This is a genomic window from Arthrobacter sp. StoSoilA2 (genome assembly GCF_019977195.1).
GTDB lineage: Bacteria > Actinomycetota > Actinomycetes > Actinomycetales > Micrococcaceae > Arthrobacter.
Window position 1 is genome coordinate 2,265,779 of record NZ_AP024643.1, and the last position, 25,950, is coordinate 2,291,728.

General features: G+C 60.6%; 23 protein-coding genes. 8 read left to right on the forward strand and 15 right to left on the reverse strand.

The genetic code is table 11. The annotated features are described in order from the left end of the window. Positions 1 to 210 precede the first annotated feature (210 nt). From LDN82_RS10300 to LDN82_RS10315, 4 genes are all read right to left on the reverse strand, one after another. Complete coding sequence (locus LDN82_RS10300; RefSeq protein ID WP_224167292.1) at positions 211 to 1,578, reverse strand: aminotransferase class I/II-fold pyridoxal phosphate-dependent enzyme; 1,368 nt, start codon at positions 1,576 to 1,578, stop codon at positions 211 to 213. Then, positions 1,575 to 3,056 (reverse strand): amino acid permease, encoded by a 1,482-nt coding sequence (locus LDN82_RS10305; RefSeq protein WP_224167293.1) that lies wholly within the window; start codon positions 3,054 to 3,056, stop codon positions 1,575 to 1,577. The genes LDN82_RS10300 and LDN82_RS10305 overlap by 4 nt, the downstream gene beginning before the upstream one ends. A 97-nt stretch (positions 3,057 to 3,153) precedes the next feature. Next, positions 3,154 to 4,638: an aldehyde dehydrogenase family protein gene (locus LDN82_RS10310; RefSeq protein WP_224167294.1), complete on the reverse strand. Its 1,485-nt coding sequence runs from the start codon at positions 4,636 to 4,638 to the stop codon at positions 3,154 to 3,156. Next, positions 4,635 to 5,543, reverse strand: coding sequence for an NAD(P)-dependent oxidoreductase (locus tag LDN82_RS10315; protein WP_224167295.1), 909 nt, complete (start codon positions 5,541 to 5,543; stop codon positions 4,635 to 4,637). The genes LDN82_RS10310 and LDN82_RS10315 overlap by 4 nt, the downstream gene beginning before the upstream one ends. A 213-nt stretch (positions 5,544 to 5,756) precedes the next feature. Here LDN82_RS10315 and LDN82_RS10320 point away from each other — a divergent pair, with 213 nt between their 5' ends. After that, complete coding sequence (locus tag LDN82_RS10320; RefSeq protein WP_224167296.1) at positions 5,757 to 6,989, forward strand: helix-turn-helix domain-containing protein; 1,233 nt, start codon at positions 5,757 to 5,759, stop codon at positions 6,987 to 6,989. Positions 6,990 to 7,072: 83 nt separating this feature from the next. On the opposite strand, the gene LDN82_RS10325 is transcribed toward LDN82_RS10320, so the two are convergent. The 8 genes from LDN82_RS10325 to LDN82_RS10360 all read right to left on the reverse strand — a co-directional run bounded on the left by LDN82_RS10325 (position 7,073) and on the right by LDN82_RS10360 (position 15,174). Beyond that, entirely contained in the window at positions 7,073 to 8,383 is a 1,311-nt protein-coding gene (locus LDN82_RS10325) for a hypothetical protein (RefSeq protein WP_224167297.1), read from the reverse strand. 1 nt (position 8,384) lies between these two features. Next, on the reverse strand, positions 8,385 to 9,107 hold the full coding sequence (locus LDN82_RS10330; RefSeq protein WP_224167298.1) for an ABC transporter ATP-binding protein: 723 nt from the start codon (positions 9,105 to 9,107) through the stop codon (positions 8,385 to 8,387). A 1-nt stretch (position 9,108) separates the two neighbouring features. Beyond that, the gene (locus LDN82_RS10335) at positions 9,109 to 9,831 is read right to left on the reverse strand and encodes an ABC transporter ATP-binding protein (RefSeq protein ID WP_224167299.1); all 723 of its coding nucleotides are present in this window, start codon (positions 9,829 to 9,831) and stop codon (positions 9,109 to 9,111) included. Further along, on the reverse strand, positions 9,828 to 10,892 hold the full coding sequence (locus LDN82_RS10340; protein WP_224167300.1) for a branched-chain amino acid ABC transporter permease: 1,065 nt from the start codon (positions 10,890 to 10,892) through the stop codon (positions 9,828 to 9,830). The genes LDN82_RS10335 and LDN82_RS10340 overlap by 4 nt, the downstream gene beginning before the upstream one ends. Before the next feature lie 3 nt (positions 10,893 to 10,895). Continuing rightward, entirely contained in the window at positions 10,896 to 11,789 is an 894-nt protein-coding gene (locus LDN82_RS10345) for a branched-chain amino acid ABC transporter permease (RefSeq protein ID WP_224167301.1), read from the reverse strand. 144 nt (positions 11,790 to 11,933) lie between these two features. Continuing rightward, on the reverse strand, positions 11,934 to 12,878 hold the full coding sequence (locus tag LDN82_RS10350; RefSeq protein ID WP_224167302.1) for an NAD(P)-dependent oxidoreductase: 945 nt from the start codon (positions 12,876 to 12,878) through the stop codon (positions 11,934 to 11,936). Continuing rightward, the gene (locus tag LDN82_RS10355) at positions 12,875 to 14,035 is read right to left on the reverse strand and encodes a branched-chain amino acid ABC transporter substrate-binding protein (RefSeq protein ID WP_224167303.1); all 1,161 of its coding nucleotides are present in this window, start codon (positions 14,033 to 14,035) and stop codon (positions 12,875 to 12,877) included. Before LDN82_RS10355 ends, LDN82_RS10350 begins: the two co-directional genes overlap by 4 nt. 239 nt (positions 14,036 to 14,274) lie before the next feature. Then, positions 14,275 to 15,174, reverse strand: coding sequence for a LysR substrate-binding domain-containing protein (locus LDN82_RS10360; protein WP_224167304.1), 900 nt, complete (start codon positions 15,172 to 15,174; stop codon positions 14,275 to 14,277). A gap of 163 nt (positions 15,175 to 15,337) precedes the next feature. Between LDN82_RS10360 and LDN82_RS10365 the strand changes: the two genes are divergently transcribed. The 3 genes from LDN82_RS10365 to LDN82_RS10375 all read left to right on the forward strand — a co-directional run bounded on the left by LDN82_RS10365 (position 15,338) and on the right by LDN82_RS10375 (position 18,904). Further along, on the forward strand, positions 15,338 to 16,480 hold the full coding sequence (locus LDN82_RS10365; protein WP_224167305.1) for a glycerate kinase: 1,143 nt from the start codon (positions 15,338 to 15,340) through the stop codon (positions 16,478 to 16,480). A 268-nt stretch (positions 16,481 to 16,748) separates the two neighbouring features. Next, positions 16,749 to 17,948 (forward strand): aminotransferase class I/II-fold pyridoxal phosphate-dependent enzyme, encoded by a 1,200-nt coding sequence (locus LDN82_RS10370; protein WP_224167306.1) that lies wholly within the window; start codon positions 16,749 to 16,751, stop codon positions 17,946 to 17,948. Then, complete coding sequence (locus LDN82_RS10375; RefSeq protein WP_224167307.1) at positions 17,945 to 18,904, forward strand: D-glycerate dehydrogenase; 960 nt, start codon at positions 17,945 to 17,947, stop codon at positions 18,902 to 18,904. The genes LDN82_RS10370 and LDN82_RS10375 overlap by 4 nt, the downstream gene beginning before the upstream one ends. A gap of 529 nt (positions 18,905 to 19,433) precedes the next feature. Here LDN82_RS10375 and LDN82_RS10380 read toward each other — a convergent pair. Together LDN82_RS10380 and LDN82_RS10385 are read right to left on the reverse strand one after the other, a co-directional pair. Then, positions 19,434 to 19,931 carry a DUF4192 family protein gene (locus tag LDN82_RS10380; protein WP_224167308.1) on the reverse strand — a complete coding sequence of 166 codons (498 nt, stop codon included), beginning with the start codon at positions 19,929 to 19,931 and terminating at the stop codon, positions 19,434 to 19,436. Positions 19,932 to 19,984: 53 nt separating this feature from the next. Then, on the reverse strand, positions 19,985 to 20,464 hold the full coding sequence (locus tag LDN82_RS10385) for a DUF4192 family protein (protein WP_224167309.1): 480 nt from the start codon (positions 20,462 to 20,464) through the stop codon (positions 19,985 to 19,987). Positions 20,465 to 20,847: 383 nt separating this feature from the next. Here LDN82_RS10385 and LDN82_RS10390 point away from each other — a divergent pair, with 383 nt between their 5' ends. The 3 genes from LDN82_RS10390 to LDN82_RS10400 all read left to right on the forward strand — a co-directional run bounded on the left by LDN82_RS10390 (position 20,848) and on the right by LDN82_RS10400 (position 22,358). Next, positions 20,848 to 21,048 carry a ribbon-helix-helix protein, CopG family gene (locus LDN82_RS10390; protein WP_224167310.1) on the forward strand — a complete coding sequence of 67 codons (201 nt, stop codon included), beginning with the start codon at positions 20,848 to 20,850 and terminating at the stop codon, positions 21,046 to 21,048. Next, on the forward strand, positions 21,045 to 21,413 hold the full coding sequence (locus tag LDN82_RS10395) for a type II toxin-antitoxin system death-on-curing family toxin (protein ID WP_224167311.1): 369 nt from the start codon (positions 21,045 to 21,047) through the stop codon (positions 21,411 to 21,413). The genes LDN82_RS10390 and LDN82_RS10395 overlap by 4 nt, the downstream gene beginning before the upstream one ends. Before the next feature lie 801 nt (positions 21,414 to 22,214). Continuing rightward, positions 22,215 to 22,358, forward strand: a complete 144-nt coding sequence (locus LDN82_RS10400) for a hypothetical protein (RefSeq protein ID WP_224167312.1) — start codon at positions 22,215 to 22,217, stop codon at positions 22,356 to 22,358. A gap of 1,094 nt (positions 22,359 to 23,452) precedes the next feature. On the opposite strand, the gene LDN82_RS10405 is transcribed toward LDN82_RS10400, so the two are convergent. Next, positions 23,453 to 24,004 (reverse strand): methyltransferase, encoded by a 552-nt coding sequence (locus LDN82_RS10405; RefSeq protein WP_263422296.1) that lies wholly within the window; start codon positions 24,002 to 24,004, stop codon positions 23,453 to 23,455. Positions 24,005 to 24,285: 281 nt separating this feature from the next. Between LDN82_RS10405 and LDN82_RS10410 the strand changes: the two genes are divergently transcribed. After that, entirely contained in the window at positions 24,286 to 25,710 is a 1,425-nt protein-coding gene (locus LDN82_RS10410; RefSeq protein ID WP_224167313.1) for an MFS transporter, read from the forward strand. The last annotated feature ends 240 nt before the right edge of the window (positions 25,711 to 25,950 follow it).

Consider the following 25,950-nt stretch of genomic DNA (forward strand, 5'->3'; position numbering starts at 1 on the left):
GCGTCGACCATTCCCTCTCGGACGACTCGGCCTTTGTTGCGGATTTGGACGGTTTCCCCTTGGACCGGTTGCCAATCATGCTGGCGGTGATACTGCATGGGTTCCTCTTGCGTGGATGGTGTTAAGAGTCGAACGAACTTTTAGGGGCAGCAGGCTGTGGATCCGACCCCGCGATGGGTCCACAACCCGCTGCCGCATGGTCGCCAGACCTTAGGGGTGCAGCCCGGTGGCCGGGCGGCCCCAGATGTCGTTTCCGAAGGACTGACGAAGATGCGCGACTTGGCTGTTGTCGAGTTTGTCGGGCCAGGAAGTAACACCCTGATAGATGATCTCGGCAATGCGTCCTGCATGGGAGATGGTTGCTCCCCGCCGGACAGCTTCTTGGAGGCCGAGTCTCAAGCCTTGCGGGCCAGACTTTGCGTTTTGCCGCGGTATGCGGCAGGCTCCTGCGTACAGTCCCACGCGTTCGAGTTTGCGCACGACTTCCTGTCCGCCGCCATGTCCTGTTGCGTCGACCACGACCTGGTGTGTTTCAGTGAACCCGCGGTTGCTTCCCAAAACGGTCAGACCCAGTTCTTCGAGGTGTTGTCCTACTCCTTTGGCCAGTGCGACCGTAGGCTCGGCCCAGGCCGGGCTTTGCGCAGCGGCTTCGGCTGCTGCCACGGCCAAAGGACCCAGCCGGGATGCGTCGTAGTTCGAGGACAATACCGGATACGCGGCATTTGAGAGCTTTTCCGCGATGGCGGGGTCGTTGGTGACAGCGGCACCGCCGGCGGGTCCGGCGAAGGTCTTGTAGGTCGAAAAAGTCACGGCGTGCGCTCCCTCGGCCAAAGGTTTCTGGAAGAGCCCTGCAGCGATCAGGCCTGCCGTGTGGGACGCATCGTAGAGGAGGAACGCCCCTACTCTGTCGGCTGCTGCCCTTATGACGGCGAGGTCATGCGGGAACAGCGTGACGCTGCCTCCGACAAGAATCAGCTTGGGCTGTGTCTCGTCCACAAACCGTTCGATGCGGGTGGGATCCACGTCGAACGTTTCCGCGTCGTAAGGCAGGAAGACGGTTCGCAGCCCCCGGATTCCTGCGGTGCCCTGCTGCTGGTGGCTTGCGTGGCTGCCGCTCTCGGGGGAGAGAATAGCGATCGTGTCACCAGGCTGGGTGAAGGCGATGTACGCGGCGAGGTTGGCCATGGTAGCTGTCAGGAAACGGACTTCTGCGTACGCGGCATTCATCGCGCAGGCGACCTGACGCGATGTGATGACTTCCAGCTCCTCGATTTCCTGGACACCGGGCTGTACTTTTTCGCCGGGCCAACCGAGAGCCGGCCTGGTGGCCATGGCGGTGTCATGGGCGGCTTCGACGGCGGGAGACACTACGTTGCTTCCGGCGTACAGGCTGATGCCCTGAACGTCGATCCGCCGCCGGAATGCTGCCTGCGACACAGCCACGCTGGCCGCTACACGATCGGGAGTGGATTCTGTGTGGGTCTGTTCCAGGAAACGGAGCCGGTCTTGGGCCGCCGACGAGGCCCAAGGAGCCGTCGAGGATGTTGCTGGCCGCACTGTTGTCAGTGACTGATTCATCGGATCGCCTTTTCTGAGGCTGATTCCGAGCCGGCCCCAGTTTCAATGGTGTTGACGACTGGACGTTCGAAGAGGGCGTGACGCGGATTGAACTTCTTGGAGAGGTAGTAGCCGCCGATCAGGGCAGCAGCCCAAAAGGGCAGTGCGTACAGTGCTATCCGGGATCCCTCGTCGAACGCCATCAGGACGACAACACCGGCCAGGAACACCAGAACGGCAGGAGCCAGGATCTTGGCTGCGGGAAGCTTGAAGTCCGATGCGGGCACCAGGCCCTTAGCGACTTTGCGGCGGTAGGCCATCTGGGTGGCGACAATGACTCCCCACGTCCACAGGGCAGCCAGCGAACAGACGGCAAGAAGGTACTGGAACGCCTGTTCTGGGACCACGGCGTTCAGGAGCACGCCGAGGAGCATGAAGCCGCCGGACGCCAGAACGGCGGCGGCCGGTACGTGGTGGCGGTTCGTCGAATCAAAGAGCTTCGGTGCTACACCATCGGTGGCCAGTCGCTTGAGCAGGCGGGCGTTGGAGAACAGCCCAGAGCTGCAGGAGGAGAGCGCTGAGGTCAGAACAACGAAGTTCATGAGGCCGGCTGCTGCCGGGATACCGATCTGTTCGAGCGCCTGGACGAAGGGGCTCTGGTTCCCGCTGAATTTGTTCCATTCGATCACTGACATGAGGATCACCAGTGATCCGACGTAGAACAGGACAATGCGGAACGGGACGCTGTTGATGGCCTTGGGGATGACCTTGCGACGGTTTTGGGTTTCGGATGCGGTCATGCCCAGCAGTTCTGCGCCCTGGTAGGAGAAGACGGCGATCTGGATTGCGAAAAGGATGCCCACGATCCCGAAGGGGGCGAATCCGCCCTGGGTTCCCTCGACGTTGAGGTTCCACAGGTTGGAGAAGCTTGCGTGTTCTCCGGCAGGTCCGATGCCGAAAATGATGACGGCGAGTCCGCCGAGAATGAGGCCGACAATTGCGATGACCTTGATGGAGGCGAACCAGAACTCGGCTTCGCCGAAGGCGCCGACCTTCAGTAGATTGAGGAGAACGAGTGCGACGAGGGCTACCAGCGCGGTGACCCATTGGGGGATTTCCGGGAACCAGAAGTTTACGAAAATACCTGCGGCGGTGATTTCTGTCATTCCGATCAGGGTCCAGGTGATCCAGTAGCCCCAGCCGGTGATGAATCCGTAGGCCGGGCCGAGGAATTCACGGGCGTATTCGGCGAAGCTACCTGATACCGGCCGGTACATCAGCAGTTCGCCCAGGGCGCGCATGATGATGAAGATGAAGGCACCGACCACCGCGTAGACGAGGACCAGGGAGGGACCGGCTACAGAAATTCCTTTGCCGGAACCGAGGAAGAGGCCGACACCGATGGAGCCGCCGACGGCGATCATCTTGATGTGGCGGGCGGTGAGTCCGAGAGCGAGACCGTCTTCGGTCAGACCCTCGGATTTTGTGGGGGTGGCCATGGTGGTTGTCCTTTACTGTGGCCGGGATGTAAGTGGATGCAGCTGCGCCCGGGGAGAGAGTTCCCCCCGGGCGCTGATGCCGTGTGCCGGGGTGGCGCTAGATGGCGATGGTGATGTTCTTGACGTTGGTGAAGCTTTCCAGCGCCCCTTCGATGGAGTACTCCCGTCCAAGACCGCTTTGCTTGTTGCCGCCGTAGGACATACCTGGCAGCTGCCCGCCGCCGCGGTTGATCTGTACCCAGCCCACTTCGAGGCGGTTGGCGGTACGGATAGCGGTGGAGATGTCCTTGGACCAGACATAGCCGGCGAGGCCGTAGTCGCTGTCGTTGGCTGCCTCAATGACATCGTTCTCGTCGTCCCAGGGGATGACGACCAAGACGGGGCCGAAGACTTCTTCGCGGGTTACGGCCCAGTCATCACCGGCGCCGGCGATGACGGTCGGGGCGACGTAGTAGCCTTCGCCTTCGACGGGGCGCTCGATGCCACCGGTGACCAGGTGTCCGCCTTGCTGGACGGCGCCCTCGATGTAGCGGATGACGGTGTCGTATTGCTTGCCGCTCACAATGGCGCCCATGTCGGTTTCCTCATCCAGCGGGTCGCCGATCTTGAGCTTGCCCAGTTCAGCCGCGAGCTTTTCAAGGAAGGAATCGAAGATGTCCTTGTGCAGGTACAGACGTGAACCGGCCGTGCAGGACTGGCCCTGGCGGGTGAAGCGCATCCCGGCGATAACGCCTTGGGCAGTGGCGGTGTCGTCGGAGTCGGGGAAGACGATCGCGGGGGATTTGCCGCCGAGTTCCAGGGTGACGGGAACGATACGGTCCGCTGCTGCGGCGAGGATGTCCTTGCCGACACCGGTCGAGCCGGTGAAGGTCAGTTTGGCGACCTTCGGGTGGCGGCTGAGCGGGTTGCCGACGGCCTGGCCGGTTCCGGTCAGGACATTCAGGACACCTGCCGGAAGGATTTCGTTGGCGTATTCCGCAAGCTTGAGCACACCGAGCGGAGCGAGCTCTGCGGTCTTGAGGACCAGGGTGTTTCCGGTCATCAAGGCCATGGCGATCTTCATGGTGGACAGGATTACCGGGGCGTTCCAAGGGACGATGCCGCCGACGACGCCGAGGGGTTCCCGGACGGTGTAGCTGAGAAGGTTTTCGCCGAACGGGAAGGTCTCGCCCTTCTGCTGGAAGGCTGCTTCGCCGTAGAAGCGGAAGACGTCGGCTGCGGAGGCGACTTCGCCGCGGGCCTGTGTGCGGAGGGCGTTTCCGGTTTCAGCGGCGACAAGCCGGGCGATCTCTTCCTGGTGTTCGGCGATCTTGTCGCCGATGGCGATCAGGAGTTTGCCGCGTTCACGGGAGGGGAGCACGCCCCAGCTCTTGAACGCTTCGGCCGCTGCCTCGACGGCACGGTTGACGTCCGATTCCTGCGAGTCGGGAATGTAGGCAATCGTGGTACGGCGGGCCGGGTTTTCCACCGGACGCCACTGGCCGTTGTCGGAGGGGCCCCAGACCCCGCCGATGAGCTGGCTGACCTGGGGGGCGTCGGTCCCGGCTGCTTTGGTGCCTGTTTCGGTGTTGGTGATGGTCATGCCTTGTTTCCCTTCGACTGGAGGCGGATGCCGGAAAAGTCTTCGTAGAATTCGACGACGGAGGTGAAGTCTTTGCCGCCGCGTCCATCGCGGTTTCCGATGCGGTACAGGTCGCCGACGATGTTTGACACCGGCGTGGGGATGTTGGATTTGAATGCCGACTCAAGGAAGAGCTTGATGTCCTTGAGCATGAAGTCCAGGGCGAACCCGGTGGGACGTTCCTCGGTAAATAGGGTGCGCGGGAAGTAGCTGCTCAGGACGAAGCTTGCGGCGGAGCTCTTGCTCAGTACCTCGACGGCGGTGTCGAGCTCGACGCCGGCCTTGACCGTCGCGGACAGGCCTTCGCCGAGTGCTGCGATATTGACGGCAGTGATGATGTTGTTGGCAAGTTTGATGACCTGACCGGAGCCGCTGGGACCGACGTGGAAGATGTTACCGGCGTAGGTGCTGATCACGGGGCGGACCTTTTCAACGGTTTCTTTCTCTCCGCCGATCATGATGCTCAAAGTGCCGGCTTCGGCGCCCTGCACGCCGCCGCTGACGGGGGCATCCAGGTAGGCGAAGCCACCGGCGGCTGCGGCGGCTGCGAGGTCGCGAGCCGTTTCCGGGTCGATGGTGCTGTGGTCCACGATGACCGTGCCTGCAGCTGCTCCTTCGAAGACGCCCGCCTCGTCTGCGACGACGCTGCGGACAATCTGGGAGGTGGGCAGGCTGAGGAACACGACGGAGGCGGTTTTGGCTGCGTCCGACGGGGACTCGGCCGCACGTGCCCCCAGATCGACGAGAGCTGCGACGGCGTCCTTGTTCAGGTCGAAGACGGCCACTTCATGGCCGGCTTTCAGCAGGTGCGGCACAACACGGCTTCCAATGTTGCCCAGGCCGACAAAGCCGAGTGATTCAGTCATTTTTCTTTCCCATCTGAGCTGTTCCACGGTTATGGCGTGGTTCACATTTCCAATAAATCCACAGTAGGAAACGGGGGCACTGCTCCACATCGGATGGCTGTAGAGTGTTCCAGACCACTCCGTGCTACAGCTGTAGCGTGGAGCGTCAGGGGGCTTTTTCGGGGTAGTTTCTTCACTGGCCTTATTCAGCCCATGGAGTCTGTCAGGATGGAAATGGATCAAAGTAAACTCGATGACATCGTCGATGAAGTGGCCCGCATCACGGGACGCAACGTCACGCTCGACGACGTCTATTCGCGCGTACTCGCGTACAACATGAGCCATCCGACATCGGACAGGGCCCGCATCGAATCGGTGTTGATGAAATCAGTTTCGGTCGATGCGCAGACGTGGGAATCCAGTCTGGATTTGTCCCGGCAAAACAAGCCGTTTGTGGTTCCCCCCAACAAGAGCATGGGTTTCTTGGCCCGTGTGTGCATACCGTTGATCTACCGGGGCCTTCGCGTCGGGTACGTGTGGATTCAGGCGCGGGATCATGACGACGCCCCAGAACCGATTCTTGAAGCGGTCCAGAGTTTCGGCGTGCGTATAGAAGACTTCGCCTACACCGTAATGGAAGCCGTGGAGCCTGGATCTGTTGAAGCAGAGTCCAGGGAGCGGGCGTTTATCTCATTCCTGCACCGGGCGGCAGCCGCGCCTCCAGAGGACGCTGTTTTGGCGGTTGCCGATGGGGCGCTGCCGAGAATACTGGTGCTGAGTCACCCAGGCCTAAGGTCCCCGACAGCGCCGGGGGCAAAGGAACGCAAGAGGCTCGCCCGGCAGGCAATGTTGGATGCTCTTCGGCTCGTTCAGGGACCCATCCTCTGGGGTGCAGCAGCAGATCACGCAGCTGTTTTGGTCCCCCGTCGGGTCTCCGGACCGGACCTCCAGGCCGTCCGCCAAAGATTCGGCGAATCCTTGGTCCTTCACGGACTGCCAAAGACCTCCCGCCCGGCGGATGTCGAAGCGGGAATGAGCCTCGGCGCGGGCTCGGCCAGAGCCCTCCCGGACCTGTACGAGGACGCTGTAGCAGCCCTGCAGGCACGTGCGGTTGACCCCGCCATTCCGTCGGAGGCCGATTTTGGCTCCATCGGAATTTACCAGCAGCTCAGCCGCGCCGGTGAGGGCAAGAGCATCCGTTCGTCGAACCTCGAGGCGTTGCTTCGTATGCCCAATGGTGAGGAGATGCTCTCCATGCTGGAGAGGATCTACGACTTCAACGGTCCCCGCGGAGAATTGGCAACGGAGCTGCACATTCACCGTACGAGCCTCTATCACCGTCTGCGGCGGATCGGGGAAGCGATTGGGAGGGATCCGCTGGACAGTTTCGTGCGGTTGGACCTCCATGTGGCTATGAAGGCGCGCCGCTGGCTGAGCCGGCCCATATTGACAACCGACAAGGGCTGACCACAACGAGGGACCGAACCTTAACGGTGCGGTCCCTCGTTGTGGATGTTGAAGGTGTCAGGCTCCGGACAAAGACCGGAACCCTAGGAGGAGCCCAGGATCATCGAACGCATATCGTCAGGGCGGTGAAGGTGCATCGCTACCCAATCAAGTCCTTCCTCAAAGGCTTCGACAATTGTCGTGGCGCCGCCTGCAGTGGCCAGACTGTCCGGCGTTGGTTTCAGTCGCAGTGACACCCGTGCCCCAGGCTGGCCGTGGGAATTGACGGTGACGATCCCGCGGTGTTGGAGAACGTACAGGCCCACGGCTGCTGTTACTTCTGCCGGTCGTATCTGGTGGGGGTTATGCCCCTGGCATCTGTTCAGAACGAGCTCCAGGGCATCCTCTTCAAGGATTTTCGGTCCCAAGGTGCTTTGCTGAACATACCGGGACCCAAACCGTCCCTGCAGCGCATGACCTAGTTCGGCGCCGTCTGCGGCATCCTGCAGGAGTCGGTCCGGGGTGTAGTTTTCCAGAGCCCGAAGCATGCCGATGACAATGGGACCGCGCGCGTCGGTCCCAGCCTCGGCCGCCCAGGTACCCATCTGATTGACCAGATCGGCCCGGCCGGCGACTAAAGCGCATCGTGGCCCGCCAAGACCGACCTTGTCCCCGTTGGTCACGGCAACGTCTACTCCTGTTTGAAGGCTGCGCTGTTGTCCCCGGAACACCGGCCGAATGCGTGCACCGTACGCGTCGTCTAGCAACGTCAGGCATCCGACGGTTTGCATGAGGGCAGCCGCGGCACTGATCTCATGGTCTTCCAGTTCCTCCATACTGCTGGTCACCGAGGTAATCACTGCGCAGGCCGGCCGTAGGAGCCGCAGGAGGTCATCGTCGAGGGCGGATGCTTCAACCTCGACGATCCTTGATCCCGCGGCAGCTGCGGCGAAGTGGATGCTCGAATGCCCATGGCCGTTCTTAGGAACCACCGAGAGCACGATTCGGTTTCTGCCGTGCAGCATCAGCCAGGAGAAGATCACCGATGATGTCCTGGACAGCAGGACGAACTGATCCTCATCCCGACCACCCAAATGTTCCAGAGCAAGGTCCCGCAAACGTGGCCACCCGATACCCGGCGCTGTCCATTCATTGCACAGCGCCAGATCCGTGGCTGCGAGGGGAAACTGCCCGGCATTGCCGGTGAGGATAGCAAGGGATGATGGTCCATAGGCCCGGACCCGTTCAGCGGTCTTCTCCCAGGCCCATGCCATCCGGCGGGTGTCGTCCAGAGCTGTGGCAAGCACATGGCCCCGGGCGTAGCCGACGGCAGGGTCGATGGCATATCCGAAGCGGTCGTAGCTTGTGTCCTGGACGGTGGGTTCTCCAGTGTTTTGGACCTGGTGGGCAGCCATGTCAGTGCCCGCCCGTGCCGAGGTATGCCGCCTCAATGGCGGCAGAGTTCAGCTCTTGGGAGTTGCCGGATTGAGCGACCGTGCCGGACTCCAGCAGGTATCCGCGAGATGCCAGATCAAGCGCTGCCTGGGCATTCTGTTCGACAATCAGTACCGTCAACGACGTTTCGGCGACGATTTTTTCCAATGCCGTGAAGATCGCACCGACGATGATCGGCGCAAGTCCCATGGATGGTTCGTCGAGCAGCATGATCTTTGGGCGGGACAGCAGGGCCCGGGCGATGGCGAGCATTTGCTGCTCTCCACCACTGAGTGTTCCCGCGACCTGTGTCCGCCGTTCGGCCAGGCGGGGGAAGAGCTCAAACACCATGTCCAGTTCGGGACCGGCCAGTTTTCCTTTCTGGTGAATGAAGGCCCCTAACTTCAGGTTGTCGTCAACATCAAGTCGGCCGAAGATTTCCCGGCCTTCGGCGACGTGGGCGATGCCGTGCTGAAGGACCCTGTGGGCTTTGTGGCCGGCGATGTTCGTTCCATCCATGGTGATGGCACCGCTCTTGGGTTTGATCATGCCGCTGATGGAGCGCAGCAGGGTGGTTTTGCCGGCCCCGTTGGCGCCGAGAACCGCGACGACTTCCCCGGCGTTTATCTCCAGATTGACACCGTGGAGGGCTTCGATGGAACCGTATCCGGCGACGAGGTTCTCGATGGTCAGTAGGGCGCTCACGTTAGGCCTTTCCAAGGTATGCCCGGATAACTTCGGGGTTGGCACGTACTTCTGCAGGGGTTCCTGAGGCGATCTGTTTGCCGAAGTCGAGGACGACAAGTTCGGCGCAGACGCGGGAGACCAGTCCGACATCGTGTTCGACCAGAACGACGAGCAGTCTCTTGCCCAGATCGGTGATGAGCTCGGCCAGGGCCGCCCGGTCGTTGGCGTGCATACCGGCAGCGGGTTCATCAAGGAGGATGATTTCCGGTTTGGCGGCAAGGCAGCGCGCGATCTCAACCTGTCGCTGGGTGGCATACGGCAGTTCGGACGGTTTCAGATGGGCGACTTTGCCCAGGTCCAGCTCGTCCAGCGCGTCGGCTGCGGCCTTCTTGGAGGAGCGCGCCGACGTCATGCCGGTCTTGGTGTTGAGTGCGCCGATGGCTACGTTTTCCAGCACGTCGAGTTCCGGGAAGAGCTTGATGTTCTGGAAGGTGCGGCGGATGCCGAGTCTGGAGATCTGTTCGGTGTTGGCTTTGGTGATGTCCTGGCCGTTGAATGTCACCTTTCCGTGGCGTTTGGCGGTGGGAACCAGTCCGGTAATGCTGTTGAACAGGGTACTCTTCCCCGCACCGTTGGGGCCGATGATGCCTGTGACTCCTGCGTTCAGGCTGAAGCTGACATCCGTTAGTGCTTTGACCCCGCCGAATTGGATGGTCAGGGCGTCAACTGTCAATGTGCTCATAAGGTGGGCTCCTGGGTGAGGCTCATTGCTTCTGCCGTCGGTGAAACCGGAGGGGCAGGTGGCATCTGGGGTGTCGGCTTGTTCTTCCTCTGGAAGCGGTGACTGTTTTCGCGGATGACGACCGCAGCGACCAAGAGGGGGCCGAAGATGAGCATCCGGTATTCCTGAAATTCCCGGAGTACCTCGGGTAGGGCGATGATGACAGCTGCGGCGATCATGACGGGCCAGACGCGCCTGCTCAGGCCTGCCAGGACGACGATGGCCAGGACCATGAAGGATTGGTCCACCACGAAGGAGTCCGGCGAAACGCTGCCTTGGACGCGGGCGAAGATGGAGCCTGACAGCCCAGCGAAGATTGCGCCGATACCGAAGGCGAGCAGGTACATTCGCAAAGGCTTGATGCCGCTGGCGCGTGCTGCCAGTTCGTCGTCACGCAGCGCCGTCCACGACATGCCGATGCGGCTGCGGAAGAGGAAGGTAGCTGCACCGGCGCCCAAGGCGACGAGCACCCACGCGAGGTAGTAGTACTGGGTCAGTCCGTAGCCGAAAGAGATACCGAAGATGACCGGTGGGTCGATGGCTTGGATGCCGGAGGGGCCACCAGTCAGGCCGGTGAGGTTGTTGAGGCTGATTCTGACGATTTCACCGAACCCCAGAGTCACGATGGCCAGATAATCACCTCTCAGCCGCAGGGTGGGAAAACCTATGATGATGGCGAAGATTCCTGCGGCAACTGCGGAGAGTGCGGTAACGGTGAAGAAGTCCAGGTGAAGACCGAGTTTGGGGCTGGCCAGCAGTGCGGTCGTGTAGGCACCGACGCCCCAAAATGCGATGTATCCGAGGTCCAGCAGCCCGGCTTGGGCGACAACGATGTTAAGGCCGATGGCCATCATGGCGAACAGGAGCACGCGCAGGAGTACGTCCAGGACGTACTGGTTGGTGATGACGAGCGGGGCGATGCCGAGCAGCAGGAGAAGGATTCCGATGCCGAGCAGGCCGGTGAACCAGCGCCGCTTGGCGGGCTTCTGGGAGGGGGAGGCTTTGGTGAGAAGTGTTTGCATGGCCTACACCTTTACGACGGAACGGCGGCCGAAGAGGCCTTCCGGTTTGATGAGCAGGACGATGACCAGGGCTCCGAAGACGAGGGCGTCGCCCCACGCGCTGGAGATGTAGCCGGCTCCCATGGCTTCGATGACACCGATGGCGAGGCCGCCGATGAGGGACCCGGGGATGTTGCCGATTCCGCCGATGACAGCTGCGGCGAAGGCTTTCAGACCAATGAGGAAGCCCATGATGGGTGTCGCTACGCCGATGTAGGTTCCCACGAGGACTCCGGCGATGCCGGAGAGTGCGCCGGCCAGGGCGAAGGTGATGATGATGACCTTTTCCGGGTTGACGCCCATGAGGCTAGCTGCGGAGGGGCGTTCGGCGGTGGCCCGCATGGCCAGTCCGCTGCCGGTCCGGTTAATGACGAAGTACAAGCCTGCCATGCAGGCAAAGGCGATGCCGACGACGATGATCTGTTTTAGGGAGATGACGACAGGCCCGATGACGAATTGGTCTTCGGGGAAGAGTGCGGGGTAGGCCTTGGGCTGCTTCCCGAAGATCAGGCCGGCTGCGTTTTCGATCAGGATGTACAGTCCGATGCCGCTGATGAGGGGCATGAGGCGTTTGGAGCCTCGGATAGGGCGGTAGCCGACGCGGTCAATGCCAATGTTGACCAAGGCGCCGACGGTGGCTGCCGCGAGAACGGCCGCGATGATGGCCAGGATCTTGCTTTCGGTTCCGACGCTGGCGACTGCCAGGATTCCGGCGTAGGAGCCGAGCATATAGACCCCGCCCTGAGCGAAGGCGATCAGTTGCAGGACGCCGAAAATGAGGGTGAATCCCATGGCAACGATGGCGTAGACACTGCCAAGGGTGAGGCCATTGACGAGTTGTTGGAGAAACTCTGACATAACTTGTTCTTCCTTGAGGGATCTGGAGCTGCCGCTCCTGGTCGTTACTGCTCGTTTTCTTCGGGTGGGCAGCATCCATGGGTGGTGATGGTTCACCTGCCGGCGTACCGGCAGGTGAACCATCTGACTGGCCAGGAGTGCGGCTTAGAATTGCAGCTTTACTCCGGCGAGGGCTTCGTAGAATTCCACGACAGAGCATGAGTCCTGCTGGCCGAGGCCTTGGTCCTGGGCAATTTTGAAGACCTGACGGACGACACCACTGATCAGCATGGGAACCTGCGTGCTATTGCCGGTGTCAAGGAACAGGTCTACGTCCTTGACCATGAAATCGAGGGAGAAGCCGGTTGGACGGGTCGGGCCGAAGACAGTTCTGGGGAAGTACGTGTTCAGCATGTGTGAGTCCGCAGAACCGGATGTCAGTACGTCGAACATTGTTTTCGTGTCCAAACCGGCGCTGCGGCCGACGACCATGACTTCACCGAGCGCTGCTGCAGTGATGGCCGAAATCATGTTGTTGCACAGCTTCACCAACTGTCCTGAGCCTGATTCCCCGACATGGGTGATGGTGCTGCCCATGTGGTTCAGGACCGGGAGCGCGCTTTGGAAGGCGGCGCCGTCTCCACCCACCATGATCGCCAGCGTGCCGTTTTCCGCTGCCGGGATTCCACGGCTTACCGGGGCGTCCAGGAATCTGACACCGTGGTCAGCGAGGACGCGGGATATACGAATGGCGGTGGCTGGATCGATGGTGCTGTGGTCCACCGCCACGGCGCCTGGTTTGGCGGCAGAAAGCACACTGTCCTCACCCAGATACACGGATTCAACGATGGCTGGCGTCGGAAGGCTGCTGAGGATAAAATCGGCACCAGCTGCAGCTTGGGACGGGCTGGGTGTTGCCAACGCCCCCGAACCCACGAGACTTTTCATTGCTGCGGCATTGGTGTCAAAAACCCTGACGTCATAGCCTGCGTTGACCAGTCGCGCTGCCATCCGGCTGCCCATGTTACCGAGGCCGATGAACGCTATGGATTTGGTCTCCGTGGTCAAGGAAACGGGCGAAGCCTCGGTCTCCGTCTTCAGAGTGGTCATTCTGCAGCCCCAACGAATTCCCATTTGCCGGATTTCACGCCGGTGATGCCGACCTGGGGCTTTTGCATGTCGCCGTTCTCATCGAAGGAGATCTTTCCGCCGACCCCGGTGAGGTCGGTCTTCTTGATGGCTTCGACGAGTGCTTTGCGGTCGGTTCCTCCACCGATGGACTTCCAGGCGTTGATGACCACGTTCGCTGTGTCGTAGGACTGGGAAGCGGCGCTGTTGGGAGCCGTTTGGTAGGCCTTCGTATATGCCTCCACAAAGCCGGACGCGCTGGGGTTCTTTGTCGGATCCAGGCCGAGGGAAGCGATGTGGACGCCTTCGGCTGCATCTTTACCGGCGATCGTGATGAAGTCGGGGCTGTCGAGACCGTCGAAGCCGAAAATCTCGCCCTGGTAGCCCAGCTCTCGTGCCTGCTTGGTGATCAGTCCGCTGTCGTTGTAGAACGCCGCGATGTAGATCAGGTCCGGTTTCTTGCTGAGCAGCCCGGTGAGCGCTCCGCGGAAGTCACCTTGGTTGGCGGTGATGTGAATGCTGTCGGCAACATTCAGGTTTGCCTTCTTGGCTTGGTCTGCGAACTGCGTAGCGGTGTCTGCTGTTGAGGCATCGTTGGCATCAATCGTGGCTACGGTTTTGACGTTTGGGCGGTTGGCGGTGATCCATTTGACCGAGCCGACGGTTGCGTCGGAATTCTTTGCGGTGACGCGGAAGAAGTTCTTGAAGCCCTTGGTGGTGAGGGTGTCGTTGGAGGCGGTGGGCACGATCTGGGTCATGTCGCAACCGTTGTAGACCGGCTGTGCGTTCAGGGTGATGGAGCTAGCGTAGTTGGCAATAGCGGCCACGGTGCCGGTATCGCCGCAGAACTTACGGGCCAGGGAAGCTCCCACCGAAGGGGAAGACTGATCATCCTGCACGCTGAGGGTCAGCTTCCCGGGCAGGTCACCCTTGGCGTTTGCTTCGTCAATTGCGAGCTTGACGGCGTTGATCATGGGAGCTGCCAAGGGAGCATCGGGGCCACTGACCGGCATAGCCAAGCCGATGACTGCATCCTTGGATCCACCACTAGGGGTTGCGCTGCCGCCACAGGCGGTCAACGCTGAAAGGGCTGTCACAGCCACCGCGGCTACGGTGGCAGCTTTCTTGAATTTGAACACGGTACACCTTCACAAAGGTCTGGGATGAACCTTGGCCGAGCGGCCAGTAGGTTCAAGCTAGAGCCGATGCAGAAGGGGCGTCTATCGAGAATCCATCAACTGATTGTTAAGGAGTTCTTCACTAGACGATGTAAGCAGGGTCACTTTGACTTGATCTGTGGCACCTATTGCGGCTACGGTTGGCCGCGAAACAAAGCCAGCCGTTCCCAGGTCGTTACCAAGCTGTTATGGAGAAGTTGCTACTTGGCGTTGCGATGAAGGGATTTCTCTTTGAGCTCGGCGGCCACAGCTGCCACCAAGGGGGAGTCTTGGGAAGACGCTCGGTACGTCAAAAGCACACGCCGCGAGGGTGTGGGTGTCATCGATCGGGTCTCGATGTCGAAAGAGTGTCTGGTCACCTGCGTCCCACTGAGGACTGCAACCCCTACGCCTGCTTCGACCATCGCCAACGTCACCGCAAGGTTGCTGCAGTTGGCGACGACTTTCGGCTCGAATCCTTCCGCCAGACACATCTTGCGCACGAAGATCTCAAAGACGGATTGGCGAACGTCCATAACCCAATTCGCGTTCTTCAACGTCCCGATCCGCACTGGTCCTGGTGGCAGGGATCTGCTGCTCGCCGGCAAGCAGAGGACCAGTTCGTCTTCGTACAACTCGATCCGCACCATGCCTTCTGTGGGGACCGGATGAAGGTCGTCGATTACGGCAAGATCGATCCGTCCAGCCCTTAGCTCGGCCACACTCTGGAAAGGCTCCAAGTCGCTGACTGTCACTCTGAGTTCTGGAAAACTCGCGGACAAAGCCCGCAGCGCCTGCGGCAGGATGGTACTTGCAAAGCTTGGGAATGCGCTCAAGGCAACGACGCCGGCCACATCGGTACGAAATCGTTTCATGCTGGTTTCCGCGGCCTCTGCTGCGGCTGAAATCTGCTGCGCATGCCGTACGAGGACCAGGCCCGCTTCGGTCAGCCGGACCCGGCGCCCAGAGCGTGCAAGAAGGGGAACTCCCGCTTCCTTTTCCAAGAGAGTCAATTGTTGACTCACCGCTGACGTCGTCATGAACAAGGCTTCTGCGGCGGCCGTCATCGTGCCGGTGGCGTCCAATGCAGAAAGGATCTGCAGTCGTCTAAGGTCCAGCAATTCGCTCTCCAGCCCACGTCAGCACAGTCACCGTTTCTCGAACGGTTGAATAATTCTTAAGAATAGAGCTTTCCACCCCAGGTAGGACGGGTGCCGGCAGCGTGGGCATAGGCAGGTTCGACGCATTACGTAGGAGGCAGCCTGCTGCTGGCAAGATGGGCGCATGCAAATCCTCATCGCCCCTGACAAATTTAAGGGATCCCTGACCGCGGCCGAAGCCGCGTCAGCCATGGCCGAAGGCGCCCTGCGTGTCTACCCGGATGCCGTGATAACCCAGTTCCTGGTTGCCGACGGCGGCGAAGGCACCCTGGACGCCGCCGTTGCCGCAGGATATGAAGAGCGAAACCACGCCGTTGTGGGCCCGATCCTGAAACCGGTGAGCGCTTCATGGGCCTTCCGCAAGGACGCCGTTGGCGGCCCCAGCGTCGTCATCGAGACCGCCCAAGCGTCCGGCTTGGCGCATATGGAGCCGACGCCCGAGAACTCGCTGCGCGCCCACAGCTACGGCTGCGGCCAGCTGATCGCCGTCGCCCTGGATGCCGGTGCAACCGAGATTGTGCTTGGTTTGGGCGGCTCGGCCATGTCCGACGGCGGCAGCGGAGCGCTGCGTGCGTTGGGGCTCAAACCCCTGGATGCCGCCGGGAACGTGGTACCCCTCGGCGGAGGTTCCCTGGCCGACGTCGTTGCCTTGGATGTCTCCGAACTGGATCCGCGGCTGTCCGCCGTGAAGTTCCGCATCGCCGTCGACGTCCAAAACCCGCTGTTCGGTCCCGAAGGTGCCGCCCACGTTTTCGGCCCGCAGAAGGGCGCGGATGAGGACGCCGTTGAAAAGCTCGACGCCGGCCTCCGCAACTGGGCGTCGCTCCTCCGGGAGGCCACGGGCCGCGTTGTGAACGTTCCGGGAGCTGGAGCGGCGGGCGGGTTCCCGGCGTCGTTCCTGGCTTTCACTAACGCCGCACTGGAAGGCGGCTTCGCGCTGGTAGCGGGCTTCACCGGGCTGGCCGAGCACCTGACTGAGGCTGATTGGGTGATCACCGGCGAAGGGTCCATGGACGAGCAGTCACTTTCGGGCAAGGCGCCCATCGCCCTTGCAGATGCGGCGAGTGCCCACGGGATTCCAGTGGTGGCCGTGGCCGGTCGTATCACTGTGACCTCTGAGGACCTGGCTAAGCACGGAATTGTCGCGGCTGCCCAACTGCTGGACGTCGCTCAGCGCAAGAACGGCCTTCCGGACGTGGCTGACGCGGTCGCCAATGCTGCCGCATACGTATCTCGGGCGACCGCCCTGGTCCTTGAAGGCGTATAGCCGCCAAGGTTTGTTCGGTAATGGCCAGGGCGTGGCAGCAAGGGGCCAAGCTGCCACGCCCTTGCCTCGTTTATGGTGCTACAGGTGTAGTGCGTGATGAGTCGGATCGCTCTACAGCCATCCGATGCGCAGGCTTCCTTGTGGTTCCTAGTGTTGATCTAGCCGAGAGACATGAGCAAACACGTGTCTAAAACAGGCGAAATGCTCAGAGGCAAAACATATCTGCCGGAGGGACCGATCCTCCACTCGATGAGGAGTTAACCAGCACATGCAGAAACTCGCACACCGGCTTGAGCACTTGGGAACTGAAACTGCTTTCAGCGTCGCCCAGGCTGCCGCCGCTTGGAAGGCGAAGGGCAACCTCGTATTCCCCTTCCACCTGGGTGACATCAATATCCCCACGGCCCCGCACATTATTGAGGCCATGAACCGGGCCATCGCCGGCGGGTACACCGGTTATTGCCCGGGCCCTGGCATCCCGCAGTTGCGCGAAGCACTGGCAGAGGACATCGGATCCCGGCGCGGGATCGAGTTTTCCCCGGAGAACGTGGTGGTCATGACCGGCGGAAAGCCCGTGATCACCAAGTTCCTCCAGGCCGTGATGAACCCCGGCGAGGAGGTGCTCTACCCCAACCCCGGCTTCCCGATCTACGAATCCCAGATCGAATACCTGGGTGGCACGGCCGTTCCCTACCGCTACGTGCCCACGGCCCAGGGCTTCGCGATCGACCTGGACCAGGTCCGGGCCTCGATCACCCCGAACACCACCGCGATCATCTACAACGACCTTCAGAACCCCATCTCCGCCGAGTCCACCACGGCCGAGCGTGAAGCGATTGCCCAGATCGCGATCGAGCACGATCTCTGGGTCCTCTCCGATGAGGCCTATTTTGAGACCCGCTACGAAGGCGTATCGAGCTCGATTGCCTCGCTTCCGGGCATGGCCGAGCGCACCGTAATCCTGTACACGTTCAGCAAGAAGTTCGCCATGACCGGTTCACGCTTGGGCTGTGCTGTGGCCCCGCGCGAGATCGCCCAGGTGCTCAGTACCCTGAACACCAACGATGAATCATGCACCACCCACTACGTGCAGTGGGCCGGCATCGAAGCCCTCCGCGGTCCCCAGGAGCCTGTCCAGCAAATGCTCGACATCCTGCGTGTGCGCCGGGACGCAGCCTGCGACATCGTCAACGCCATCCCCGGCATGAGCGTGGCCGTGCCGCAGTCAACGTTCTACCTCTTCCCGGATGTCACCGAGGCTATGCAGAAACTCGGCTACACCGCCGTTGGTGACTTCGCTTCAGACGTCCTCCACAAGACCGGCGTTTCCTTCTGTACCCGTGAACACTTCGGCCGTCGCCTGCCAGGCGAAGACCGCCAGTACATCCGCTTGGCCTACTCCGGCATCGAAGTGGACGCCATCCGTGAAGGACTCGGACGCCTACGCGAATGGATCGAAAACGCATGAGCCGGATAGTCGTCACGGGACGCATCCCCGAACCTGCACTGGAGAAACTCCGCACCACGCACGATGTGGATGCTTGGGAAGGGTCTGACTCCATCAGCCGCTTGGAACTCCTGCGGCGGGTGGCCGGAGCCGACGCGATCGTGAGCCTGCTCACTGAACGCATCGACGCCGAACTCCTCGATGCCGCGGGACCGCAGCTCAAAGTGGTCGCGAACGTCGCCGTTGGCTATGACAACATCGACGTCCCCGCCTGCACGGAACGCGGGATCACCGCCACCAACACCCCGGGCGTGCTCACCGAGGCCACCGCCGACATCGCCTTCGGGCTCATCCTCATGACCACCCGCCGGCTTGGGGAAGGCGAACGGCTCATCCGCGCCGGCCAACCCTGGAAATGGGGCATGTTCTTCCTGCTCGGGTCCGGCCTGCAAGGTAAAACCCTGGGCGTTGTGGGTATGGGCGGCATTGGCCAAGCCACCGCACGCCGCGCCAAAGCCTTCGGCATGGAAATCGTCTACCAATCCCGCAGCGAAATCGACCCCGCTACCGCCACCGAACTCGGCGCCCGCCGCGTGGAACTCGACGAACTGCTGGCCATCTCCGACGTGGTCTCCCTGCACTGCCCCTATGGCCCGTCCACACACCATCTGATCGGCGCCGAGCAGCTGGCCGCTATGAAGGGCACCGCGTACTTGGTCAACACCGCCCGCGGAGCGATTGTGGACGAGGCCGCCCTCGCCCATGCCCTTCGCGAGAACCAGATCGCCGGCGCCGGGCTTGACGTCTTCGAACAGGAACCCAAAGTCCATCCCTGGTTACTCGAAGTCGAGAACGTAGCTTTGGTCCCACACCTCGGATCCGCTACCGTCGAAACCCGAACCGCCATGGCAGTCCTCGCAGCAGAGAACACATTGGCAGTGCTCGGCGGAAAACAGCCACCCACACCCATTACCTAAGATCGCTGACCAGCCAAGAGGCACCCAGTGAAGTCCGTCGACGCCCCTTCCGTTCGAATGAGGTAGGGGCGTCGACGTGCTGTACAGCCCAGGCAAACGCCGTCGGAATCCCGTTGCCGAGTCGGGCAACGGTCAGACTGCCAAGACCTCGACGGCTGGGCTCGCGCAGATTGGATCCTGGATTAGGACTTCGCCCGTCGCCTTGGGCTCCATGTCCACAGGTGCAGTTTCCAGGTTGCCCCGGCGCGAAAGAGAAAAAATGACCAAGAGGGACCTGGAAGCGACCGCGCTTTTGTTCCATGACCCCTTGGCCGACAACGAATCTTCTTCTTGGTCACCAACAGGCCAAGAGATGACGGGACGCGGCCCGGTGCGGAATCGAAAGCAGCCCACCCCGGCAGATGCGGCGGAGCCTATCCATCGCCGATGTTGAATGCGATCTTCAGCCTCTTGTCGAAAGGTCGTATCACAGCAGACGGAACACCGATACCGCAGATTCGGTCAACCTGCCCAGTCTTGAAGAAGGGGTTTATGGCATGTCGAGTCGGGTTTTGTAGGCGGTGTCTTTGTTGGTGTTCCAGCCGGCGATGATTCCGGCTCCGAGCATTTGGTCAGTGAGCCTGGCGAAGCGGTAGCCGGGGTCGGTGTCGAGGGCGAGTTGCATGTATTGGTGTGCTTTGGATCCTCGGCCTTCCCACCAGTTGATGTAGCCGATAGTGGTGAGTATCGGTGCTGCGTGCTGGGGGCTGGTTCTGGTGTAGACGTGGATGAGGAGTTGTTGTGCCCATTCAATTCGTGACCATTGCGGGGCCGTGTCCGTTTGGGCGAAGAGGACGTGTTGGGGTGGTTCGTTGATGCCGGGGATGTCGGCCATGAGCCGGTCGCGGATGCGGGGGAATTGGAAGTTCGCGATGAGCGTGGCGCAGTCTTCGTCGGTGGGGAAGTCGTTGCTGTCGAGCATGCCAGTCCAAAGTTGACTGGCTTGAATTGCTGCTTGGTGGGGTTCATGGGCTCGGATGGTGGTCATGCGGTTTTCGACGGCGGTGGCGTGGTCTGCTTCCTGAGTCGGTGTGGGGAGGACTATGCGGTTGGTGGGTTGTATGGTGCTGCCGCGGTAGATGAATTCCGCGTTGACGCGGCTGTATTCAGTGGTGCTGATGGGCAGGGTGATGTTTTGGCCGGGTTCGCTGTCGTAGGGGAGTAGCTGTCGTCGCTGACGAAGATCCCGTCGCGGATGCTGATGCCATTCTCGGCGAGGACCCCCGTGAGCGCGGCAATGGTCGCCGCATGTGGTTTGGGCTGGCCGGGTTCACAGTGGGCTGAGGTGTAAACGGCGAAGACGATACTTTTCGCGCTGGTGTCACTGGTGAGGTAGCTGCTGACGGTGCGGGCGTAGGGGAGTTCTGTTCCGGGTTGGCGGGGAAGGTCGATGCGCAGGGTGGCGCCGACCTTGCCTTTGTCCAGGGTGACGCAGACGAGGCTCTCGTTGGGCCAGAAGCCGAGGGTGTGCCCGATGAAGCTGAGCAGGTCTGCCGGATCTTTGATGGTGAGCGCATTCATTGCCCTTTTCCTTTGCACATGCGTTGCGTCTTTGGTCTTGTGGGCCGTTCTGATACGGGCCGAAGTGCAACTCAGGGGACCGGGTCCGCCGCGTCAGTGCCCTTGCTAGACGGAGTACCGTCCAGCGATGATCGGGATATCAGAATGACAAACAGCATTGTTGCTTCTGCCTATTCATGGGCAGGCTGATGCGCGGCGCCATGACGTGAGCTGCCATATTCTTCGGTGTGTGCCATCGCTTGGAGGGATCGCAGCACCGGGTCGGCCGGGGGGGGGCTTCCAGTCCCGACATATGCGCCGTTATCGGTTTTACTTCCCTCGGTGGAGAATGTCTTAATTCCGGCCCGCTAGGGTACCGTTTTGGTACCATGGGTCTCATGGCTATGAATCTCCGAGTCCCTGAGGACCTTGATCGACGGCTGGAGAAGTTGGCTGCCGAGGAACACACGTCCAAGTCCGCACTCCTGTTGCAGGGGGCCGAGTTGGTTCTGCAGCGGCACACGCGCCGGCGTGAAATCAGTGAGGGCCTTGATTTTGTGATGAGTCATGACGCTGAGCTGCTGGCGCGCCTTGAGGACGCGTGACGGCTTACCTTGAGATTGAGGATGCGCTTCAAGTTATTGATCGCTACGGCTTCCATATCCGCGACGTCGGCTTGTTGGCGTCGGCATTGGCCAGGCCCGCGACAACAGTCTTGGGCGCTGAAGCTTATCCGGAACTAGCGGTGAAGGCGGCTGCCTTACTTGAGTCGGTCGCGCGGTTCCATCCACTCCTTGATGGGAACAAGCGGACTGCTTGGACGCTCATGGTGCTGTTGTTGTGGATCAACGGCTACCATCATGACTTCACCACTGACGAGGGCTTCGGACTGGTCGTCGGGGTCGCCGCTGGGGACGTTGAACTACGGGACTCGGCCGCTGTGATCTCGAATCATTTGGTGCCGCGTTAGCTCGGCCTTCCCTAAGAGGGCTGTGTGGACAATGTCCACACTTTCCACCCCGGATTGGCCCGTATACCCATCGAACTGCCCCGGATTCCGCATGTTTCCGCCACGTCCCAGTGTTTCTAAGGCCGGGAATCGCGTTCGAGTCCCACCTCGGGCACGGCATAACCCCTCGTCAGAGGGGTTTTTGCCTTAATGTGTGGACATTTCTTGACAAGTCCCTCTGATCGGGAGTCCCGGATGGTGCCTGGCCGCCGGGTGCGGCCTGTTCAGTTTGGGTGGGGGAGCGGGGTCAGCGCCGTGGCTGGTGGGCGCTCCGCTTGCTGGATTTTGGGGTCATTCAGCTCCTCCTTTGCGGGTGTTGCGGCGGTCCCTGTTGCCGTTCACTACTTCATGTTCCTCGCATGTACCGATGACATGACTTTCAGCAAAACTTCTTCAATATTTTTCTGGATCCTGCTCAGCATTGTTCCTGGCGGACTGCTGGTTCGTCGTGTTTGGCCGGCCAAAGGGGGTGTGGACATTGTCCACACTTAAGTCTGCTTTCTTCGTGACCACGCTCAGCTCGCCTTCTTTTGGTCTTCAACGTGTCCATTCCGGAGGCCGCCCTCGATGACATGACTCCGCCATAGATTGCAAGCGGTGGGGTTGGCATGCGGTCCTAGTTTGAATCTGCGGTACAGCCGACGGCTATGGGTGGCGAGTCGCTTCGTGGCTTGGGCCGGAGCCGAATGTCAGCTTGCGTGTACAACATTGGGCGGAGCCCGTGAGACCATCAATAGAGCTAAAGGTGGAGCCGACGATCTCATGGTGTTCATTGACGAGAAGGCAACTACGAGCTGGCGCAACGGGCAGAAGGTCCACTTGGTGGTGGAAATGGGTGAGGCTACCGTCAAAGGCGAGGCCACTGACGGCTGGCTAAGGGCGGTATCCGCGGAAATTGTTCCGTAGTGGGCGTCCCTGCTGCTGACAACAACATTGCCAAAATCACAGGCAATGTACTCAGGCGCTTCCGAGAAACCGAGCCGCTCCAGAACACTCTCACCGAGTCAAGAGCATTTCAGCCGACCAGCATCTGAACCAAAGCACGGAAAAGTAAAACTGCCGTATGGTGGGCGGTTTGAAAGAGCGAGATGAGCGACGCGGAAGGGCAGACCACGCAAGTGGTCCGCCCTCTGTCAGCGATCTTCTGAGCCAGCCAAAGAGGTATAGGGCACCCCGCCATGCGGGAGAAAAGAGTCTCTACTGGGTTTCCCCGCGTGTTACCCCAGGGATGCCCTCTCGGAGGAGCGACGCGGTCATACGAAAGCTGTACTTGCCATCGAGTTCGCGGGGCTCTACCCAAACTTCGAAGCCTTCGGCGGCTGGAAAGAGCTGCCGAGGACCATTCTCGTCAGCGGCCAACCAGATGATGGAGTCGTCTGGCATCACAGTGTCGACCCTGCCTGTTCGAACGAGACAGCTATCCTTGCGGATCTCAACGGTGGCATTTACAAGCAGTGACCAGATCATGTGCCGCTGGCTTGCGACGTCGGGGTCTCTAGTGGTGTGAGCAAGTGAAGGATCGTCCACGGCTTTAGGCCGTCCTTCCTGTGGCATTTGAGTCCCCTGAAGCCAGTCCTTTTGGGTTGTCGAGTTCCCGTTGAATGGTGACCCTACGATGTGGGGATACAGTGCTCAGAGACGAGGGCGGAGTGGGTGTGTGTCGGGGAGAAATATCGCTACGTCCGGCATTCCTGGCACGGACAAGCGTTCGGCTTTTCATGGTGGTGTTCCTCGAATAGTTTCGGGAGTGCTTGGCGTTCTCAGGTCCGAGATGCTGGAACGAGGACGCGGGCTGAGGGTTCAAGGCCATGGGCAAGAACCCATAGGGTGCGCGTGCCATCAAGGGCCGGCATGATGTCTCCTTGAATCACGTATCGAAAAGGCGTGGGATCGTCATCGGGGCGCCACCACCCACTGACCGGTGCATGCTCCCCGGTGAAGGTGTGGAACATGTTTCGTCCACGCCCTGGGCCATGGATGCCCAATCCTGACGGCTGGGTTCAGGCATTTGCTGGTGCCTGAGTGCGGTTTATCGCGGAACCGCGGATCTTAAAACGAAGTGCGGTTTCAAGACTGTCGATTTGCTTAAGTCTTTCCAAAACCGCCTCCGCGCGTTCTGGCCGAACCACGGCGATACCGTCGTCGTCAGCCGTGATGAGATCACCTGGGTTCACCACGACTCCGCCGCAGGCTACAGGTATGTGGACTGCACCAGGGCCGGTTTTTGCAGGGCCTGCCGGAGACACTCCTCGAGCCCAGAGAGGCAGCCCCAAATCGCGGATTCCGGCCCGGTCCCTCGTGAGCCCGTCGATGACAACGCCCGCTATTCCGGCCGCCAAGCAGATCTCGGCGAGAAGGTCACCGAACACTGCGCGGGTTGTGCCGCCGAGGGCATTGATTACGAGGATGTCGCCGGGCCGGGCGTCGTCGAGAGCGCGGTGAATAGCCAGGTTATCGCCCTCCTTGGTCAAGACGGTTAGTGCGGGCCCTACACATTTGGCACCGTTCCACTGAGACGTGATCCCCATATCCATGAGATTCAGTCTGTCCATGGCGTCACCTACGTTGGCTACCGGGTACTGCTCCATACGGTGGAGCACGTCTGCGGATGCATTCGTTGAGTGTGTCCCGACCGTAAGGGAATCAGTAGAAGCGTTAATGAACACGGCGGCCTCTCAGAGAATGAAATGCTTGGACCAATTGACAATCTCTTCTTAGTTTGGACTAGATTCTCATTCTTGACAAGACCGCATCGCTGAAGATCGCCCAAGCCGCCTTGACCGAACGCGTGAGGCATGTCACGCTTCAACCGGGAAAATAATCCTATTTGAGTATGCCATCTCAGTTCCCGGGGCTCATATCTAGCCTTGCCGGCCTTTCTTGGAAGTTGCTGATGAAATATTATGCGTCCCGCTCCGCGGTCGAACATTCCACAATCCGGAAAATCACATTCCGGATCATCCCGCTGATCATCCTCGCCTACTTCGTCGCGTACATCGACAGAGTGAACATTGGGATGGTTAAAAAGGACATGGCGGTAGACATCGGCCTGACCGATGTCGCTTTTGGCCTTGCCAGCGGCCTGATCTTCATAGGCCTGATCTTCTTTGAGATTCCCAGCAACAAGCTGGCTCATATGGTCGGACCCCGCCGTTGGATCACACGGATTATGGCGTCGTGGGGCGTCGTGGTAATGACCGGAGCTCTTATTCAGATCCCCGAGCATCTTTATCTCATGCGCGTCGTCCTCGGCATTGCAGAGGCGGGCATGGCACCGGCGGTGTTCCTCTTTCTGGCGCAGTGGTTCCCGCGTCAGCATCGTGCACGTGCTTTGAGTGCGTTTTACCTGTCGGTTCCCATCGCTATGGCCCTAGGCAGCCCGCTGACCGGATGGATTCTTGAAGCCACCGACAACCTGATCGGCGTGGATGGATGGCGCTGGGTGTTCCTTATTGAGGGTTTCGCAGCCATCCTTGTTGCTCCGTTCGTGCTGCGCGGGCTGACTGACCGGCCTTCCAAGGCAAAATGGCTCACCGCCCAGGAACAGCAGTGGCTTACTGAAACCCTTGAAGATGAGAACCACGATGTTCCGGCGCATGCGCCGCACTCCTTCCGTGGTTCCCTAACCGACGGAAAGGTCTGGATTTTCGCAGTGACCTATTTGTTCCTCGGCTTCGGGGCCAACGCCATGGTCTATTGGATGCCTAGCATCGTAGGTGCAGCCACAAAGAATCTGGGGTCACTGCAAATTGGCTTGGTGTCGGCAATTCCGTTCGTTTGCGCCGCGCTGGGTATCTACATCACCGGTCGCATCGCCGAACGCACCCAAGCCAAGCTCTGGAACATCCTGGTTCCGGTGTTTGTTTCGGTCGTTGGGTTTGCAGCTGTTCTGGTGGTCAACGGCAACATTGCCATGCAGATGGCAATGATTTCTCTGGCGTTGGCGGGCGCCCTGGCCTCCCAGCCCCAGTTTTGGACCCTGCCCACCGCATACCTCAGCGGAGCTGCGGCGGCCGGTGGCATTGCCTTGATCAATAGCGTCAACAACATCGGCGGGTTCCTCGGACCGTATTCATTTGGATGGCTCAAGGAGATCGGCAATAACTCAACTTTGCTGCCCTTCACGGTGATTGCTGCGGTCCAAGTTCTCGCTGCAGCAGGTGTTCTGCTGGCGAACCGATCAAAGAGTCGTGTTCCGGTGGCAGAATCAGAAGCCGAAAGTAACCTTGCCGATCAGGTAGCTGCAGATATGAAGTAGCCAGTGTGTACTGATCGAGCCGGGTGGATTGATATTTTCAGCCCACCCGGCTCCCCCTCTACGGTCGGTTCCTTTTTGTAGAGTTGGGACCGCCAAGGCTACGGCCTGCCGGTATTTCCCGTCGCTGGGGTGAATTGCTCTCGGCGTATACGCTGGCGTTGTTGGCTGAACTGGGAGCAGTTCTCGATCGCCTGCCAACGCCCCGGCCGGCGATGGCAATATGGAAGCGGCTTGGTCTGG